Annotated in this window: 12 protein-coding genes; all 12 read left to right on the plus strand. The window is 44.4% G+C overall.

All coding sequences use genetic code 11. The features are described 5' to 3' along the window. Nucleotides 1-176: 176 nt before the first annotated feature. Nucleotides 177-977 (plus strand): hypothetical protein, encoded by an 801-nt coding sequence (locus G625_RS0104245; protein ID WP_029200111.1) that lies wholly within the window; start codon nt 177-179, stop codon nt 975-977. A 180-nt stretch (nt 978-1,157) separates the two neighbouring features. Then, entirely contained in the window at nt 1,158-2,414 is a 1,257-nt protein-coding gene (locus G625_RS0104250; RefSeq protein WP_029200112.1) for a zinc ribbon domain-containing protein, read from the plus strand. Beyond that, nucleotides 2,411-6,748 carry a hypothetical protein gene (locus G625_RS0104255; RefSeq protein ID WP_029200113.1) on the plus strand — a complete coding sequence of 1,446 codons (4,338 nt, stop codon included), beginning with the start codon at nt 2,411-2,413 and terminating at the stop codon, nt 6,746-6,748. The genes G625_RS0104250 and G625_RS0104255 overlap by 4 nt, the downstream gene beginning before the upstream one ends. A 170-nt stretch (nt 6,749-6,918) precedes the next feature. Further along, nucleotides 6,919-7,104, plus strand: a complete 186-nt coding sequence (locus G625_RS0104260) for a YjfB family protein (protein ID WP_029200114.1) — start codon at nt 6,919-6,921, stop codon at nt 7,102-7,104. 234 nt (nt 7,105-7,338) lie between these two features. Then, nucleotides 7,339-8,433 (plus strand): FIST N-terminal domain-containing protein, encoded by a 1,095-nt coding sequence (locus G625_RS0104265; RefSeq protein ID WP_029200115.1) that lies wholly within the window; start codon nt 7,339-7,341, stop codon nt 8,431-8,433. 15 nt (nt 8,434-8,448) lie between these two features. Next, the gene (locus G625_RS0104270; RefSeq protein WP_029200116.1) at nt 8,449-9,408 is read left to right on the plus strand and encodes a methyl-accepting chemotaxis protein; all 960 of its coding nucleotides are present in this window, start codon (nt 8,449-8,451) and stop codon (nt 9,406-9,408) included. 230 nt (nt 9,409-9,638) lie between these two features. Continuing rightward, nucleotides 9,639-11,471, plus strand: coding sequence for a DUF3298 and DUF4163 domain-containing protein (locus G625_RS0104275; protein ID WP_198014855.1), 1,833 nt, complete (start codon nt 9,639-9,641; stop codon nt 11,469-11,471). Nucleotides 11,472-11,627: 156 nt separating this feature from the next. Then, a complete protein-coding gene (locus G625_RS0104280; protein ID WP_029200118.1) occupies nt 11,628-12,425 on the plus strand; it encodes an SDR family NAD(P)-dependent oxidoreductase in 798 nt (265 codons plus the stop codon). Nucleotides 12,426-12,448: 23 nt separating this feature from the next. After that, nucleotides 12,449-13,735, plus strand: coding sequence for an N-acetylmuramoyl-L-alanine amidase (locus G625_RS0104285; protein ID WP_049895696.1), 1,287 nt, complete (start codon nt 12,449-12,451; stop codon nt 13,733-13,735). Between the two features lie 242 nt (nt 13,736-13,977). Further along, entirely contained in the window at nt 13,978-15,237 is a 1,260-nt protein-coding gene (locus G625_RS21010; protein ID WP_029200120.1) for an NlpC/P60 family protein, read from the plus strand. A 271-nt stretch (nt 15,238-15,508) separates the two neighbouring features. Further along, nucleotides 15,509-16,042 (plus strand): ribosome hibernation-promoting factor, HPF/YfiA family, encoded by a 534-nt coding sequence (hpf, locus tag G625_RS0104295; RefSeq protein WP_029200121.1) that lies wholly within the window; start codon nt 15,509-15,511, stop codon nt 16,040-16,042. Nucleotides 16,043-16,489: 447 nt separating this feature from the next. Continuing rightward, nucleotides 16,490-19,126 (plus strand): preprotein translocase subunit SecA, encoded by a 2,637-nt coding sequence (gene secA, locus G625_RS18335; RefSeq protein WP_044931521.1) that lies wholly within the window; start codon nt 16,490-16,492, stop codon nt 19,124-19,126. The last annotated feature ends 33 nt before the right edge of the window (nt 19,127-19,159 follow it).

Below are 19,159 nucleotides of genomic sequence, written 5' to 3' on the forward strand. Positions count from 1 at the left end.
ATACTAAAAAAATTTCTTTATGAATACAAATTTCGGAAATCTTAACCTTTTGATATAATGGTTGTCATATTGAAAATAATAAAAGTTTTATGAAATGCGTATTTATGATAACAGACTTATATATTTTCCTTGAATATGCCGATATAAAAGGTGTGCAAACATAAAGGGAGAGTGTTATGAAATTTATTGATCATAAAAAAGATATTCCTATTGTGTCCTCTAAGGATAAAAGTCATAAGCATCCGGTGCCTGTTAAACAGTGCCAATTTCGCACACCGGTTGTTTTTGTGATTCTTATCATATCACTTTTATTTCTGAACGCCTGCGATACAGGGGTTCCGGAAGCGGCCACTGAGGCATGGGAAACCGAAGAAACAGCTGCTGAAGCAAAACCCACAGAAGAGGAATCGGAAGAAACAGTAAAGGAAGCCGAAGAGGAAACTGAAGCTCCTGTCGGAGAATCCGTGGAAATCAGCGAACCGATAAAACCGGAACCCAAAGAAATCGTAAAGGATATGGAAAAGTTAAAGGATGAGGTGATAAATTCTATTTTTGACAAGCAGAAGGAAACTGAAGCGAGAAAGACCTGGAAAACCTATGACAGTCTGGAGGAGGCTCAGGAAGCATCAGGACTTATAGTTTCAGATAAGGTAAGAAGGGGATTAAAGCAGTACAATCATATAGAATACAGAGCCCTTGAGGGGACTATGATCGAGCTTGTTTATACTGACAAGAACGGCAAGGAAGGTTACAGATTCCGTCAGGGCTACGGAACGGATGATGTCAGCGGTGTAGACAAAAAGTTCAACGAAGAAAACGATTACAAAATGGGAAACATTATTGTACACACAAGGGGAAACAACGGGCACATAACCGTAGCCTCCTACACGGACGGCAAGCTTTCCTATGCTTTCGTTGGAAAAGAATATCAGCCTCCGCTTCTTGAGCTGGTAGGTATATACGCATTGATTGCGTAACAAATACAAAACACACCATTTTATGGACCTAAGGATGGGTCTGAATCTATTTAGGGAAACATATCAAATAAAGAATTTGTGAACAGTCTCTATAATAAGTGAGGGAAGGAGCCCGAGGAAGAATAAGATTTGACACATGACGACATAAAGAACAGGTAGGATATAGGAAGGAGAGAACCGATGGCAAGATTTTGCAGAAACTGCGGCAATCCTCTGGGTGAAAACGCGCGATTTTGCACCAAGTGTGGAACTCAGGTCGTGTCGACACAAAATAGTCAGCCTGTTCAGGCACAGATACAGCAGCCTAAAATGCAATGCAGACAATGCGGAAACCCTTTAAATGAGGGGGCTAAGTTCTGCAGAAAATGTGGTGCAAAGATAATAAACCAGGAATCTATTCAGCCAGCAAGTAAAGAGGCACCATATATACAGGGTACGAATGTACAACATAATCAACAACAGTCAGTTCAACCTTCGTCATCTCAGAAAGAACAAATCCCATATGAACAAACTGCTGAAGTTAATTATACACAGCCGCAACAGAATAACATTCAAACTGAAGTAGCTCAGTATGTCCGGCAGGCACAGCAGCAATTCACCCGAACTGGTCAGGGCATGATCCAGCCTACATTTTCAGAAGCGTCAGATAGAGCAGGAGAGACAGCATTGCAGCTGCCTCAGGTTCAGAGCGCCCTCAGCTTTGCGGAAGAAGCTAAGGCTGTACTTAACCCTTTCACTGAGTTTTTTACAGGTGTTTCCGGATTTTTCAAAGGCATTATCAATATAATTAAATATCCTAAAGCTCTCACCTTTTCAGTAGTTCTCACATGGATCTGGATATTGCTTATAGCCTTGAAGCAGTTCCGCATCGGTGGGATTTTTACTGATGCTTTGTCCTGGATCACTTTCGCACAGGGAGGTCTGGGAAATGGCCTAAGAGGTATCGTAGGCGGTCTCTTTGGTAAAGTGGTTGTGGCTTCCGGTCTATATGCACTTTTAGACGGGGGCAAAGATATAGGTAAAGGCATAAAGCAGTGGTTTAACTGCTTCAACGCTTCCTCCAACACCGGAGCTATTCTTACCGGTGCGGGTCTGAGTCTCATTCTTTACAATTTCTTTGTTGCCAATGCTAACCTTGGAAACACTATGGTCGCAATAACCGGTATAATACTTTCTCTCCAGGCTCTCGGTTCACAAAACGGCTTCATCTTTAGAATGGCACGGTCACTTATGTCAAAAAAACTTGGAAATAATCGGGTATCCAACGATGTAAGGGCTAATGCATTTATATCAGGTATAGGCATGGGTTCGGTACTTGCCATACCTCTTTCCGTGCTGCCCTTTGGGTTTATTCCATATATAATCGGAGTCTTTCTTTTCATAATCGGCATCATCATTAGTTTTGCAATTCGTGGGAAGGAGGTACCGACTGTATGAGATTCAGCATTAAGAAAAAACTTATTTCGAGAGTGATGTGCTCATTTTTCGCATGTTTCATGCTTGTTTCGGTTCATGCCTTTAGTGCTTTTGCATATCCTGAGGGATTTTTTAACTATGACAAATATGCAAAAAACACTGCCAAATATGAGATAAAAGAAACTCTTGAAAACAGGTATGTAAACTTTAATTGGGATGACAACAATAAGACAACAACAGAATTTGATTCCAGCGTCAATTATGTTGTTTCTGATATCTCAACAGGTAATCATTATGATCCCAAGGTGTTAAAACAGCGAGTATATATACATTTTGAGCTTCCCGATGTTTATACCGGTTTTTATAAGAAAAATCGTCAGCATAGGCTATACAGCTATGAGAGATGGACTGATAACGAACCGCCAAAAGTTAAGGACGAAATACTCGATGAAAACTTTAATGAAGGCTTCGGCTATTACTTTTACTATCGTGACACAAGACCTAATGTTGGTACAGAGGCCACAGTGATCGGTGATGAAAGCTGTAGTCCCTTTTTTATAACAATATTTTCTGAAAATGATGATCAAACCCCTTCTTTCGAAGAAGCTGTAGCAGAAAAACTTAATGAGCTTGAAGCGGAAAAAGCAAGATACGAAGAAAGCGATAAGAAATCCAAGAATTATAAATGTAAAAATGACGTTATAGAGGAAAACTACGGGGACAGAGTTGTTCTGACTTTCTTTAGACGTGTTGAGACACCTGAATATGGCACAAAAACTCCGAAGGGAAAGCATAATGCTCCCCATGAGATGATAGAACACTGGCACTACCGGGAAGAGAGGGAAATCTATGAAATAAAACGCATCAAAGAGTTTCCGGATTTATATCTTATAAATGAGATAAGAGAAAGACTACAGGAAAACTATGAAATCGGAGAAAATCAGCCTATAGAAGAAGCTGTTGAACTTCATAACCTCCTTAATGAAAGGTATAGCTATACAAAAAACGTTGTTTTACCGGCTTTAACGAATGTTCAGTATGAAATTGTGCCCGATGAAATCGAATACTTTGATAAAAACGAAGAGCCTGTAAACATTGTTATCAATTCAGATGCGGATGACGGAAAAGGTAACACCGAAGAATCCGAAAGTAATAAAGACGGCAAAAAAGAAAATGTCGGCGGTGGTTTTAATGAGACATCTACAGAAATTCCGGCAGCCATATTCATAAGTGTAACCGGAGGTGCTGTGGCTGCAGGTGCTGCAGGTGCCACGGAGGACAAAAAGAAACAAAAAGAAAAACCTAAATCAACTTTCAGACTTGCAATAAATAAAAACTTTGGCAATACCATACGTATGCAGGGAGCACCGGTCTACGTTTATGCCCGCATCATCGAGGTGACTCCTGAAGGACATGAGAAGACCAGAGCAGATCTTTCTGCCAATATCCAGATATACGCTGGCAGCGCCGGAATAAATGTTGAAGATGCCGGAATGGCAGATGGATACCGGGCGGCAAAAGCATTTGCACCAAGGTCAGAAGAAAGCGAATGTATAATCGCTTTCAGGTTCAACTATGAAGGAAACAGCTATACCAACAATGTACGTTTCTTTTTGGAAGAACCAGGCGTTATTTTCTATCAGGAAAATCTGGCATGGCCGGCTAAAAGTGACAAGCGGGCAGAAGTTCCGTTTACCATATTCGGTTTCGATCCCACTATCTGTAATGTGAACATACGCATGTCTGAAGGCTCGCCTTATGATGCACAGCTTGTGCCCAGTGAAAATGATCCGGAAACCTTCTGGGCAGTACTTACAGATATCTGCGATAAAGATCAGGAAGCCGGTACTGTTGCTGAGTCTTTCCTGATAGTTACTGTTTCTGACAATGAAGTCACTATAGAGGAACAATTCCCTGTAAGCCGTGTGGGATTAGGTCTTACCTTTGCCATGCCCGCTCTTAATTGCTATCGTGTACCGAAAAAGTCTGCAGAAGGTAAAAAGCTCGAAGACCTTACGGTTAATGACTTTGAGGCTGCAACTACCATAGCGAGAACCATGCTGATACTCTTCGACGAAGAACAGCAACGTATAGTTCAGCTTCCCGCAAATCCTAAATTCGAACTTGTTCCTATACTTAATGATGACATTTCTCAGGAACGTATTGATGCCCTGGGTCTTAAAACCAAGCTCATGAAGGTAGAAGAAGGTTACTCAGAGGTTGTATTCTATTGCGAAAAGGGTTGGCTTGAACCACCTGTCCGCTTCAGAATGAATGTAAAGGCAACCTGGGATTTCGGAGAGGCAGAAAACCGAAAGACCTATACCTGTGAGAAACAGGTACTCATGCGCTCGCAACCTCTTAAGAAATACAAGAACGAGGATGCACGAACAAAGGAATACAAGAACAGCGACCTTATCACAGAAAAGCTTTATAGAATGACCGCTTTGATAGTTCGCAATAACTGGTTCGATGAGTTGGGTGAGTTATATACATTAGCCTGGCTGATGATGAAATACTTCAACGATAATTATGGTTATGATGAAATACAAGTGGCTCAGGTGCTTGGAACTTTTAATAAGTTTCTGGGCTACCGTCAGGAAAAACTCGAATATATTGCCGAGAAGGAAAACTACAAGGCTGATATAAAAAATGATGACTTAATGCACAGCCTTGCCTACCGTGCAAAGATATTTGACAGCTTCCCGATGATATGTGCTCGTATTGCGCTGGGAATAGCAACTGCGGGTGCAACCGAAATAATCCTTACACCTCTCGATATCGTGAAGTCCGGAGTTGAATATAAAGATGAACATCTTCCTCGAGAGCAAACTACCTGGGGCAAGCTATGGGCAGGTGTTAAACCACCGGTTCTCGGCCTAGCCATAGGTCTTGGCTTAAAAGGTATAGGAATAGGAGTCAAGTATACCTATCAGGGAGCCAAAAGGGTTGTGCCAAAAATCGCAGGGTATACAGCAAAACAGGTTGCAAAATCCTCCTTATTGCCAAAATCCCTGAAAAATGGTATCGAAAAGGCCGGTAAGTATTTTGACGAAATGGCTGAAAAGGTGGATGACTGTGATCCAAGGAATCTGAAGGGTAATGCTTCTGCAGCAGAGCAGGCTATGGAGCAGGCCATTAAAAATGGAGAAAATTCTGCCGACGATATCCTGAAGAGTTTATCCGGAGATCTCTCACAGCTTGAAAAACTTGAGGAACTGGCTATCAAGGCCGGCAATAAAGAAGGCTCAGATCTTTTAAAGGCTCTAAAAATAGCTATAGACAACTATCGTCTTTCAGGAAATTCTAAACTTGCTGAAGGAGCTCTGCGTGAAAACATTATAAAAATGTGCAGAAACAAGTATGCCATAGAGCAGATGATAAAAGAAAATCCCGGACAGGCGGATGTCTACAGAAGGTTGTTCACAAAGTTCCGTGCAGAGTTCTTCTACGAACCGGTCAAGAAGGAGTCCAGACAGTATATCGCAGATATGCTGGGATGCAGCGTTGACGACATTCAGATAAAGAGTGTTTCCGGAAATAGCAATAAGGCCCTTGAGAAAGGACTTACCATCGGGCATGACCTGGATGTTACGTACATATACAAGAGTAAGAGTGGTAAACTCATCGAACTCCCACAGGTTATCGCTGAGGACGCACTGTATAAGACAGGATGCAAAAATGCAGGACTAAGCTTCAAGAATTTTACCGAAGCAAAAGAACTGGCAGAATCTCTTCAGCTTCATGCCTGCCAGCCAACGGATGCAGAGAGACTGCCTGAGGTGGAGAAGATACTGGACAAGTATTTCCGGACAACCCAGCTTAGTCCGGAATCTGTTCCGAAATTCAAGAATGCCGAGATAGCCAAAACGGTTCCCCTGTTCCAAAAGGGTGCCGCCAAAATCCAACAGGCCGTTCCTACTAATGCAGAGGTCTCAAAGCTTACGGCTAAACTTGAGGGTATCATCAAGGGAAAGATTTCCGCAGGAGCTGCAGAACGAGCTGTAATTGATGGTGCCGCTGACATGAAAGATGCATTCCGTGCGGCATCCAAGGGTGGTGGACTTGTAACCGGCAAAGGCATCGGTGCCATGACTGTAAGCGGTCAATCCGGACTTAATGCAAACTTCCACACCATAATGAGCATATGCGAGAAAGTCAAGTCAGGAAAGATCAGTCCTGTCATGGGCAAAAAGGCGTTCGCCAAAATGGGTTACAACATGGAAACCGCACTCAATGAAGCATTCTCTCAGGTTGAAAATGTAAACAAGAATCTTGGAGTTTCAAATATAAATTACGGAATCGGAGCTTCAGCTGCAGGTTCAGCCATGGGCGGAAGAAGCGATACGGAATAATATTTAATTAGCAGAATGCGTTTAATGCACAGATGGCAGCATTGGCAACATCAACGGATGATATCCTGTAGAGAAATATGAAATTATTATAAATTTTCGCAATATATCAGGTATCATCAGTCTATTTAATGTTATAATCAGTTAAAGTATACGAAAAGGAGGTGGTTCCCGTGGATATTCCAGGAATCTCAAGTGCTTCTATGAGCCTCTTAACGAGGAATGTAGGTTCCGATATCGGAACTGCTCTTTTAAAAAAGGCTTTGGACAATGAAGAAGAAACCAACAACAATATGATGAAGCTTCTTGAACAGGCAGCTAACCCCGATCTGGGAGCACATGTTAATACAGTAGCTTGAGATACAGGTATTGACGTTTCCTATGATGATTAAAGGACAGGTTTTCACGGTGATGTGATGACCTGTCCTTTCTTATTTCTGTAAAAATTCCATTAAACCTGTATTTTTCCAATCCTTTTTTTCTTAAAAAGGTATTATTTTTTCAGAAAGTGTCGATAAAAAGAGGGACAGCAATTTGAGACCAATAATTTTCACTAAAATATAACGATATTACCCAGGAAACAGGAGGTACTTATGCAAAGTAAAGTAGGCTACAGTATGAATCGCGATGTCAGAGCAGCTGTAGAAGAAGCTACCGGCGGGATAACAGATCCTATCGGTCTCATCATCATGACAGATCACGATAGACTTCAGGATATTTCAGCATTATTAAAGAAGAAATACCCCCATGCTCAGTCCATCGGAGTTAGCGGCACCAACTATTACAATGCCCAGTCCTCAGATCATAACCTCATCGTTACTGCTATTACCGGTGATGCTGTTGTCCATGCCGGCGTTGTGAGAAATCTCTCTACCTGCCCTGCAGTGGACGTAGTAAACATTAAGGAGAGTATGAGCATCGTCAACGGTAACCGTGACAATACGGTTCTCATCGAGTACTGCACCAATGACGAAGAACGTCTCACCACCACAATCAATATGGCCCTTGGAGACAGCGGCATTCACGTAGTGGGCGGAACAGAGCTTGGTTATGCGGCAACCGCAACCGCTGCTGTTACTGTGAACGGCCAGCTTTATCCGGATGCCTGCGCATATATGCTGATTAAGAATACCAACGGCAGAATCAAGGTATATTCCGAGAATATCTATGGTCCTATGGAAGGCCATCCTACTCATATCGTTACCAAGGTAGATCTTCAGAAAAAAGCTGTCTATGAGATTGATCACAAGCCTATAGCTGAGGTTTACAGTCAGGAAATGGGTGTTCCTGTTGATAAGGTTATTGACAACACTCTCGAGCATCCTTTCGGCCGACTGGTAGAAGATAAGGTATTCATCGCTTCCCAGAAGGATCCTCTTCCGAAGGGCGGACTCACCTTCTATAAGAGACTCAATGTTAACGACTCCGTCAGCATCCTGAAGCTCAACGATTTTGATGCCATCAATAAGGCAACCCGCGAAAGGATATTGAGCGAAATTCCTAATCCTGCGCTGCTGTTATCTGTAAACTGTATTTACAGATACCTGCTGTTTACCGGCAACGGATATTACAACACGCTGCTTTCGAATATGGCAACCCTTGGACCATCTGTCGGAAACATTGGCGGTGGCGAACAGTTTGACAATCAACACGTAAACCAGACCATGGTCGTTGCTGTATTTGAATGATAAGGAGAGTGTACGATGTTTTTATTCGGAAAGAACCAGGAAGATAATATGACATCCAACGCAAATGCTTCGGATGCTTCTCTGAGGCATGAGCTTGAAGGCTTAAGAGCCATAGGTGAATATGCTTTAAAGCAAAAGAATCTTTTGCAGCAGGAAGAAATCAGAACCTCCGACGAGCTTAAGGGCATCCAGTACTCCTTTGATGCAGTTCGTCAGAAATCCGAGGATATCACAAATTCTGTTACAGATTTCCAGGCTCAGTTCTCAAGAGTTCAGGAAATAGTTGACCGTTTTGAATCCATTATATCCAAGATGGAATCCACTGTTCTGGAATCTCACAACAGCATGAATATGGTACGGGAGAAGTCCAATGACGTTTACGAAACCATTTCCGCTGTAGAGCAGGTATTTGAAGAGTTCCAGAAGAGCTTTGCCGACATTTCCAAGAATGTCAGCGCCATCAACAGGATTGCCAGCCAGACAAACCTTCTTGCCATCAACGCTTCCATCGAAGCAGCCCGTGCAGGTCAGGCAGGTAAGGGCTTTGCGGTTGTTGCCACAGAAGTTAATAAGCTGTCCAAGAACATCCAGGATATCGTAGGCTCCATTGACAGCAGCATGCATAGCCTTAACTCCAACAACCTGAAGCTTAAGGATGCCATCATAAATACAAGAACCGCAATCACAGATTCACAGAATCAGGTTAACGAGACAGATGCTGTAGTGGAGAGCATTAGCGCTGTTTCCGAAGATATTGAAAACGGCAACAAGGAAATGCTCCAGGTATTTGATGACTGCAACAATAACATGAATATGGTTTCCTCAACTGTCGCAGATTCCGCAGTTTACTATGACAAGGTTGAAAGCGATATCCAGCATATGATGACCAACATCACAAAGAAAGGTTTCGTATTTGAGGATCTGAACAATGCTCTCGAGCAGATCGATCCGATGATCCGAAAGATCAGACACTGATAAAGCGGACATTCCCTAATGTCCTTTCCTTTATACCCCTTCTTTTGTAAGCCCGCCTCCCCAGGCGGGCTTTTTGATGATCTCCCAGGATTCACAGACTGAACTGTCGCAAGAAAATACTCAAGAGAAAAAGTCTTCCTTTATTTTTGTTCCCCTCATCTTTGCTGGATGATATAGTAGATGTGATGGCAATGCTCATCGAGAGGAAAAGAAACAGAACGGAGGTAATTATGAAAAGAAACATCAGGAAATTGTCAGCTCTTGTCATTTCGGGAGCGCTTTTGATGTCAGGCTGCGGCGGAACCACATCAGGTCGCAGCTCTTCGGACGCATCTGCAACGACTCAGGAAACTTCCGCTTCATCCGAGGCAAAAGAGTCTGAGTCTTCAGACACATCTTCAACCGGAGAAAAAGCGCCGGGAACCTCGGACGCTGCTTCTGCCGGAGGAAAAGCGCCGGGAACCTCGGACGATACTTCAACCAAAACAAAAGCTCCGAAAAACCCGGCGGGCAAAGCTTCTCAGAACGGCACAAATGAACCTGCCAAAGATGAAAATTCTCAAAACGACTCTAAGGATACTGCCGAAAAATCAACCGGCGATATACAGTCCATCAGTGCCGAAATTGAGACCAGCTATGATGATGCCTATTCGGAAGCGGATTCCAGATACCTGGTTGAAGGGTACTATCCCAGCATCAGTCTCGGCTCTTACGAAAATGGTGAATTCGTACAAAAAGACTCCGGGTACCCGGAGCTTGCAAAGGCTATAAAGACTTACAACAAGAATAAAAAGGATAGTTTTCAGTCTGAAATGGAGCTTGCAACATCACTTGCCGAGGAAGATCCCCGTTTTAAGGAAGAGGATAACTACGGATACTACTATTCTGTAGACATGGAGGCTTCCCTTGAGCGCTCGGACACAACCATTTTCAGTGTTCTCGAAACAAGCTATTCCTTTATGGGAGGTCCTCATCCTAACACTGTCTTCACCGGATTTACAGTAGACCCGAAAACCGGAGAGGTTCTCAGGATTTCAGATGTAGTTACCGATAAGGCTGCCTTCATCGATGCTTTGGATAAACAGCTCCGGAAGGACTACCCTGACATCGAGGACGGTCTGGTTGCAGAAGATCTCAAAACCGCCATCAGCGACATGTATGACGGAAAGGATGACATCAACCTCCAATTCTACATGACCCACGATGCATTGGTTGCAGTATTTTCAGCTTATGACATCACGGCCTATGCCTACGGACCCGAGTTCGTATCCCTTTATTACACTGACTCCGCAGGCTTCCTTGACGGTAAGTATCTTAAAACGACAACAGATTATGCTGCCGAGATCCCTTTGAACATTCCATTCTCTATAGAAACAGGAGACGGTAAAAAGAAGACACTTACAGTTAATTCTCTTGAGCAATCGGGAGACAGTGAGTATTCTTCAGAATATAACCTCCTCATGAGCCTTGACGGTAAGGAATATTCAGAAAACCTGGACAGCATTTACGGCATGAACGCATACCTTTTCAAGAAGTCCGGTAATGCTTACCTTTATCTTGACCTCAGCTCTGACAATGACTGGCATGTAACTCAGGCTTATGACATTAACGGATCCGAGATCAAAAAGCTTGATGATTTTACGGAGGCAGCCTTCTACCACAGAAAGCCATTGGATCCTTCTTCTTTCATCATGTCATCAAGAGGCGACCTCTTAAGCACCTATGAGATATTCCGCTACTACGAAATGGGGGATGACGGAAAACCTGTCCCTCTCACTGATGCCTGGTGGATCGGCCATGACTTTGAAATCACCCTGAACCAGTCCCTTAAGCTAAGCGTAATGGACAAGCTGACAGAGGACTTGAAGGATAAGGGCACCGAAACAGAGCTTCCCAAGGGGACAAAGCTAAAGCTTGTACGTACAGATGACCGCAGCTTTGTTGATGCTCTTACACCTGACGGAAAATATGCAAGGATCTATGTTGATAATTCGGACTGGCCTCACACAGTAGACGGCATCGATATCGAGGAAGCTTTCTCTGGGATAGTGTTTGCAGGATAACAAAAAAAAACGCCCCAGCTCTCCAACTGAACGGTTATTTTTTATAAATATACCATAGGGCTAACCGTCTATCGGCAGCACTTCTTTTCAATTAATGTATTAACATCATTGCTTGTCTCAGTCAACACTGCATCACATTACAGGAGCTACACTAACATGAAAACAGCTATCGTTACCGGTGCTTCCCGGGGAGTGGGGAGAGCCACGGCGGAAATATTGGCACAAAAGGGCTACAGGCTCATCATAAACTGCCGCTCCAGTTTCGATCTTCTGGAGGAAGTGGCTGAAAAGCTTCGGAATTTCACCGAAGTCATAACTGTTCACGGCGCCATCACAGATGAAGTTTTGAAGCCGTCGCTGAAGATAGATCTTGAATCCGCAATACCGGTACTGACTGAAGAGGATATGCTTAACAGTCTCGGAGATACCTCGGGAAACGATTCAGCATCTTCCGATAGTTCCAACGAAATCCTTCTTATCAATAATGCCGGTATTTCCACCTTCAATCTCTGCCAGGATGTGACCGACGAAGAGCTCAGTACCATGCTGAGTGCCAATGTCTCCGATATGTTCAAACTCACCCGCTCAGTGATTCCATATATGCTGAAAACAGGAAACGGCCGCATCGTAAATATTTCTTCCGTCTGGGGAGTATCAGGGGCCTCCATGGAGTCGGTTTACAGTCTCACGAAAGGTGCTGTCAATGCTTTTACCAAAGCCCTGGGAAAAGAACTTGCACCCAATCACATCCCGGTAAACTCAGTCGCCATCGGTTGTGTTGACACAGACATGAACGCTTGGATGTCTCCGGAAGACAGAGCTGCGGTAGAAGATGAGATACCTTTCGGACGCATGGCAACACCAGAGGAAGTAGGAGAGTTTATCTACCTTTTGGCTCAAGCACCTAGATATTTAACTGCTCAAGTGATACAATTCGACGGAGGGTGGATTTGAATCCCAAAATAGTGAGGTTAAGAATGAAAAATCATTTCAAAAAAACCATCTTTTTATCCGCAGCTGCCTGCACGGCTCTTGCTTTTTCCCTGAGCAGCTGCAAAAAAACATATAATGCAGAGTTCTCCGGGACTTCAGCCGCAGTTTCCGTAGAAGAGGGCACTCTTACCGATACAGAGGCCAATGTTCTCCCCAACGAATCCACAACCGTTGAAAGCAACATCGGTCCTACGGTTCCTGCTGCAAACTCAGGCTCTCAGGCTCAGGCAGCAGTTCTTGCAGCAACAAACACCGCAGCACAGTCAAATAAAGTTTCTGAAACCACAGCAGCAGAAACCGCTGCTCCCATCAGCTTCCAGTCCCGTGATGAAAAGGTTTATATAATGGCAGATGATGTAAACATTCGCGCACTTCCCGAAACAGGTGAAGTGCTTGGAAAAGCCAATACCGGTGACAGCTTCCACCGCACAGGTTACAGCGACAAGTGGAGCCGTATCGAGTATAACGGACAGACCGCTTTTATAAGCTCAGACTATACAACCACCAATGTGGTTGAAAAGAAAACTTCCGAAGCTGTATCCTTCAACACAGACTGGGAGTTCGGCGGCAATTCAAAGATCAATTCCGGCACAGCAACTCTTTACTATGCAGCCGGCAGCAACAAGAAAGGCAAAACCGTATGCGTTAATGCAGGTCACGGCACCAAGGGTGGCGAGAGCGTAAAGACCCTTTGCCATCCGGACGGCACAGCCAAGGTTACAGGCGGCAGCACCGCAGCCGGCAATACCCGCGCAGCCGCAGTTTCTTCCGGAACCACCATGTCAGACGGAACCTCAGAGGCTTACGTTAATCTGAAGGTTGCCAAGGCACTTAAAAACATTCTTCTCGAAAGAGGCTACAACGTTCTCATGATCCGCGAGAGCGAGGATGTACAGCTTGACAACATTGCCCGTACAGTCATGGCAAACAACCGCTCTGACTGCCATATCGCCATACACTATGACTCAACAACCAAAAACAAAGGTGCTTTCTTTATGAGTGTTGCCGACGGTATCAAGGGAATGTATCCTGTTTCCACCATCTGGCAGGAGAGTGACCGTCTTGGTGCCAATGTCATCAACGGACTTTCTGCAAATGGTGTAAAGATCTTCGGCGACGGTTCCATGCAGATGGATCTCACACAGACCAGCTACTCAAAGATCCCGTCCATCGACCTGGAGCTGGGCGATAAGGTTTCCGATTACAGTGACTCAACCGTAGCTGTACTGGCAAAGGGAATCGCAGACGGAATCGACAGCTATTATTCATAAATAAGACCTGAACCTTCATTTTTAGAATATTTTTACACAGTAAGTAAAACGTAAAACATTTATAAAGATTCTTCAACAGCAGGTGTGCTACCATAATAATGTGATTAAAACATTAGATGGTCTCACACCTGTTTTTTGTTTTTTTAATCCATCACTATAAATGACCAATTAAAGTCGTCTTACAACTAAGTCCTTCAATATAAAATATAGTTCCCCTATCACGGAACGCTAAGGAGTACATTTTGAAAAAATACACCTACAAACACCTTGCTTTATATACTGCATTAGCTATGACTCTTAGCGCAACAACTCCCGGTATGGTTTCTTTCGCTGAAGAAGCAAAAAAATCCTCATCTGTAACAGCTATAGTAGAGGCAGTATCAGTTGCTTCAACAACCAAATCATCCGAGACCAAAGATTCATCGTCAAAGGCAAAAGAAGCCGCCAACGCTTCTGAGGATACAGTGGATTCAACAATTGAGGAAACCAAAGCTTCAAAGAGCTCATCAACAGATTCAAAATCGACAAAAACTTCAGCCACAGAAACTTCAGCTGCAAATTCCGGCTCTGATAAAACCGAAACCACTGCAGCTTCAAGTACAGAAGCATCCTCAACATCTACATCAGCCACTTCAGCGTCCTCCGAGGAAGTCCTTCTCGAAATAGGAGACGGTCCCGTTGATGACGCAGAACTCGGTATCACTTCAGACGAGGATCTGGCAGCACTTACTGATGGTTCCATGATTCCGGAATACAACATTACAAGTATAGATGAGACCACTTCCAATGTCGTAACCGAGAACTATGCCGTCGCAAAGGATTCAAGCGCAGCAGAAACCACCACGGAAACTTCTTCCGCCTCAGGTTCCGAAGATAAGCTTCTGGAAATGGCTGACGATGTAGACGAGTTCAGTGCATTCAAAACGACTGTATCCAAAGTAGCCGAGAGCGTTACTAATTTCGTATCAAATCTCACAGGACGATCAACCGGCACCACAAGCGTTACAGCCAATCCTTCCGGTTCTGATGACACTGTTATAGCAGCCAATACCGCACCTTCATCCGAAACAACCTCCGTTGTATCTGCTCCAAAGAAAACTGTTAATGCCGGCACCGCTGTTCCAACCATTGCCACAACAGCAAGCCGCCAGGCACTTATCAATTACGCAAAGCAGTTCCTGGGGAATCCTTACGTTTTCGGAGGCACATCCCTCACAGACGGTGCCGATTGTTCCGGATTTGTTCAGCAGATTTTCAAGAACTTTGGCATCAAAACCGGAAGATCCTCAAGAGATCAGCTTGATAATGCCCAGTCCATAACCTTTGAAGAGCTGCAGCCGGGAGACTTGATATTCTACGCATCCGGTGATTATGTAAACCATGTAGCTATCTATGCCGGTGACGGAGTCATCATCCATGCCGCAAACTCCCGAACAGGAATCTGTACCGGAAAATATGACTACAGAGAGCCATATGCATACGGAAGGTTCATTAACAACTGAAAATCTTTAACCATTAACTATATTTTCTCTTAGAAGAAGACCCGGTACGGCAAAACGTCCCGGGTCTTTTTCTTTAATAAATTCCACTGCAGCAGTTGAGCCGGTGGATCATGGGGACGGAGTCAGTGTTCCACCGTCTCAACTGCTACATTTTATTCACAAAAATTTCATTTTTGGCAGGAGATAGAATTGGAATTATTTTCCTATTGGTGATATAATTTAGGTATCTCAAAAACAGTTTTGAGAAATCTAAATAAGGGAGCGTGATTCCATGAAGTTTAATATCACGGGCAGAAACATTAACGTATCAGATGGCATGAAAGACCAGATCGACAGAAAGCTCGGAAAACTGTCCAAGTTCTTTAAGGAGGACACCATCTGCAATGTCACTCTCTCTACTGAGAAGAATATGTACAAGGTAGAGGTAACCATCCCTGTAAGAGACGGGGTGATCCGTGCAGAGGAAACCACCTCAGATAAATTCCAGTCTTTGGATCTGGTAGTAGATATCATCGAGCGTCAGATCCGCAAGTATCGCACCAAGCTTCTCAACCGCCATCAGGCTGCGGCTGATTTCTCGGATGCCTTCAATGAGGAGCCTGAAGATGAAACAACCGAAGAAGAGATCAATATCGTTCGTACAAAGCACTTTGATCTCAAGCCTATGACTCCTGAAGAGGCATGTCTCCAGATGGAGCTTGTAGGACACACATTCTTCGTATTCCAGAACGGCGATACCGGAAATGTGGCAGTCGTATATAAGAGAAAGGGCAACAGCTACGGACTTATCGAGCCGGAGTATTGATTTCTTTCTTTAAATAATCCTACGTAGAAAAGGTTCGGGGCATAATGCCCCGAACCTTTTTCCGTTAAACCACCGTGGAAAGCCATCCCTGACAGTTCTGATCTGCGAAAACCGTCCCCGGACTGTTTGCTTCCCCTGTAGTTTTCGTTGAAAATCTGCCTGATTCTTCACTTACATCTCTACTTCCACAGCGTATTCCTTTACTGCTGCATCATAAGGAGCAGGCACAAAGAGAACACACTAATTACATTTCAGCCACAACGTAAGCAGGGCGTAGCCGGAGGGCATCCGGCTACGCCCTGCGCCCCATTTACTTAAATCTCTCTAAACTTTCCCGCCCGTCTTGAAAAAAAAAGAGGTTAGTGATAAGATTTCATGGTTATAGCCGAAAGTAGAGCTGAAAGTGTGCCATTATAAACCCGCACACGGTTATTAAGGAGTATATAGATGAGTTTATTTGAGAAGGTTTTCGGTACCCACTCTGAACGTGAGCTTAAAAGAATTGAGCCAATCATTAATAAAATACTTTCATTAGACGAGCAGATGACTGCCATGTCAGATGAAGAACTGAAGGCGCAGACAGCAAAATTCAAAGAGCGTCTTGCCAACGGGGAGACACTGGATGACATCCTCCCGGAAGCATTTGCAACTGTCCGTGAAGCCGGAAAACGTGTAAACGGCATGAAGCACTTCCCCGTACAGCTTATCGGTGGAGTAGTACTTCATCAGGGCCGTATCGCAGAGATGAGAACAGGTGAAGGTAAAACCCTTGTTTCCACAGCACCTGCATACTTAAACGCACTTGAAGGAAAGGGCGTTCATATCGTAACCGTCAATGACTACCTCGCAAAGCGTGATGCCGAGTGGATGGGCCGTATCCATGAGTTCCTTGGTCTCAAGGTTGGTGTTGTTCTCAATTCCATGACAACAGAGGAACGTCAGCAGGCTTACAACTGTGACATTACATATGTTACCAATAACGAGCTTGGTTTCGATTATCTTCGTGACAACATGGCAGTATATAAGAACCAGCAGGTTCTCCGTGGTCTCCACTACTGCATCATCGACGAGGTTGACTCCGTTCTTATAGATGAAGCACGTACACCTCTTATCATTTCCGGACAGTCAGGAAAGTCCACAAAGCTCTATGAGGTTTGTGATATACTTGCAAAACAGCTCCAAAGAGGTGAAGAATCAGCCGAGTTCAACAAACTCGATGCCATCCTTGGAGAAGAGATCGAAGAGACCGGTGACTTTATCGTTAATGAAAAAGAAAAGACTGTAAACCTTACTCAGGAAGGTGTGCACAAGGTAGAACAGTTCTTCCATATAAAGAACCTTGCAGATCCCGAGAACCTCGAGATCCAGCATTGCGTTATCCTTGCTCTCCGTGCAAACAACCTTATGCACCGTGACAAGGACTACGTTGTAAAGGAAGACGAGATCCTCATCGTAGACGAGTTTACCGGACGTATCATGCCGGGGCGTCGTTACAGTGACGGTCTCCATCAGGCTATCGAGGCAAAAGAGCATGTTAAGGTAAAGCGTGAGTCCAAGACTCTTGCAACCATTACATTCCAGAACTTCTTTAACAAGTTTGACAAGAAGGCCGGAATGACCGGTACTGCCCAGACCGAGGAAAAAGAGTTCCGCAACATCTATTCCATGGATGTTATCTGTATCCCTACAAACCGTCCCGTACAGCGTGTAGATCTGGATGACGCGGTTTACAAGACAAAGAAAGAAAAGTTCCAGGCTGTAGTTGACGAAGCAGTAAGAATCCATGAGACAGGCGCTCCCGTACTTATCGGAACCATCAACATCGACACCTCAGAGCTCCTCAGCGGAATGCTCAAGAGACGTGGCATCAAGCACAATGTCCTGAACGCAAAGTTCCATGAAATGGAAGCTGCCATCGTAGCAGATGCAGGTCAGCACGGCGCCGTAACCATCGCAACCAACATGGCAGGTCGTGGTACCGATATCAAGCTTGATCCGGAAGCCTTGGCAGCCGGTGGTCTTCACATCCTCGGAACAGAACGTCATGAATCAAGACGTATCGATAACCAGCTCCGTGGACGTGCCGGAAGACAGGGCGACCCGGGACAGTCTCAGTTCTTCATCTCACTTGAGGATGATCTCATGAGACTCTTCGGTTCAGACCGTCTTATGAGCATGTTCGAAGCCCTTGGCGTACCTGAAGGAGAGCAGATTCATCACAAGATGCTTTCCAATGCCATCGAGAAGGCTCAGCAGAAGATAGAGCTTAACAACTACGGCATCCGTGAAAACCTTCTTAAGTACGATGAAGTAAACAACGAGCAGAGAGATGTTATTTACGATGAGCGTTCAAAGGTTCTCAACGGAGACAACCTTCGTCCTCTTATCATCAGCTTTATTCAGGAGATCATTGAGAACTACGTTGATGCCAATGTTGCAGAAGATTCCACTGCAAAGGATTGGGATCTCAGCGGCCTCAATGATACACTGATGACCATCATTCCTCTGCCTAAGCTTAAACTCACAGAAGAGCAGTTTAACACTATGACCAAGAACGAGTTTAAGCAGCTTCTCAAAGAGGAAGCTATCAAGCTTTATGAGCAGAAGGAAGCAGATTTTGCTAACCCTGAGCAGGTTCGTGAGATCGAGAGAGTCATTCTTTTAAGAGTCATTGACCAGAAGTGGATGAACCATATTGATGATATGGATCTCATGCGTGACGGTATCGGCCTCCAGGCTTACGGCCAGAAGGATCCTCTTGTAGAGTACAAGATCCAGGGCTTCTCAATGTTTGAGGAGATGACCACAGCCATTAAGGAAGATACTATCCGTATCCTCTATCACATAAAGGTAGAGCAGAAGGTTGAGCGTGAGCAGGTTGCACAGGTAACCGGCACAAACCGTGATGACACAGTAGTCCAGGCTCCAAAAAAGCGTGAGGTTCGTAAGGTATATCCAAATGACCCGTGTCCATGTGGCTCAGGAAAGAAATATAAGCAGTGCCATGGACGCAACGAGTATTTAAAAGCAATGAATCCTCAGAACGTCACAAACCCGGCACCCGGCGATAAACCAGAGAACTGAAACAATTCGGTACTTTAATCCGCACCGTGACCA

This window comes from Oribacterium sp. NK2B42 (assembly GCF_000424445.1).
Taxonomy (GTDB): Bacteria; Bacillota; Clostridia; order Lachnospirales; family Lachnospiraceae; genus Oribacterium.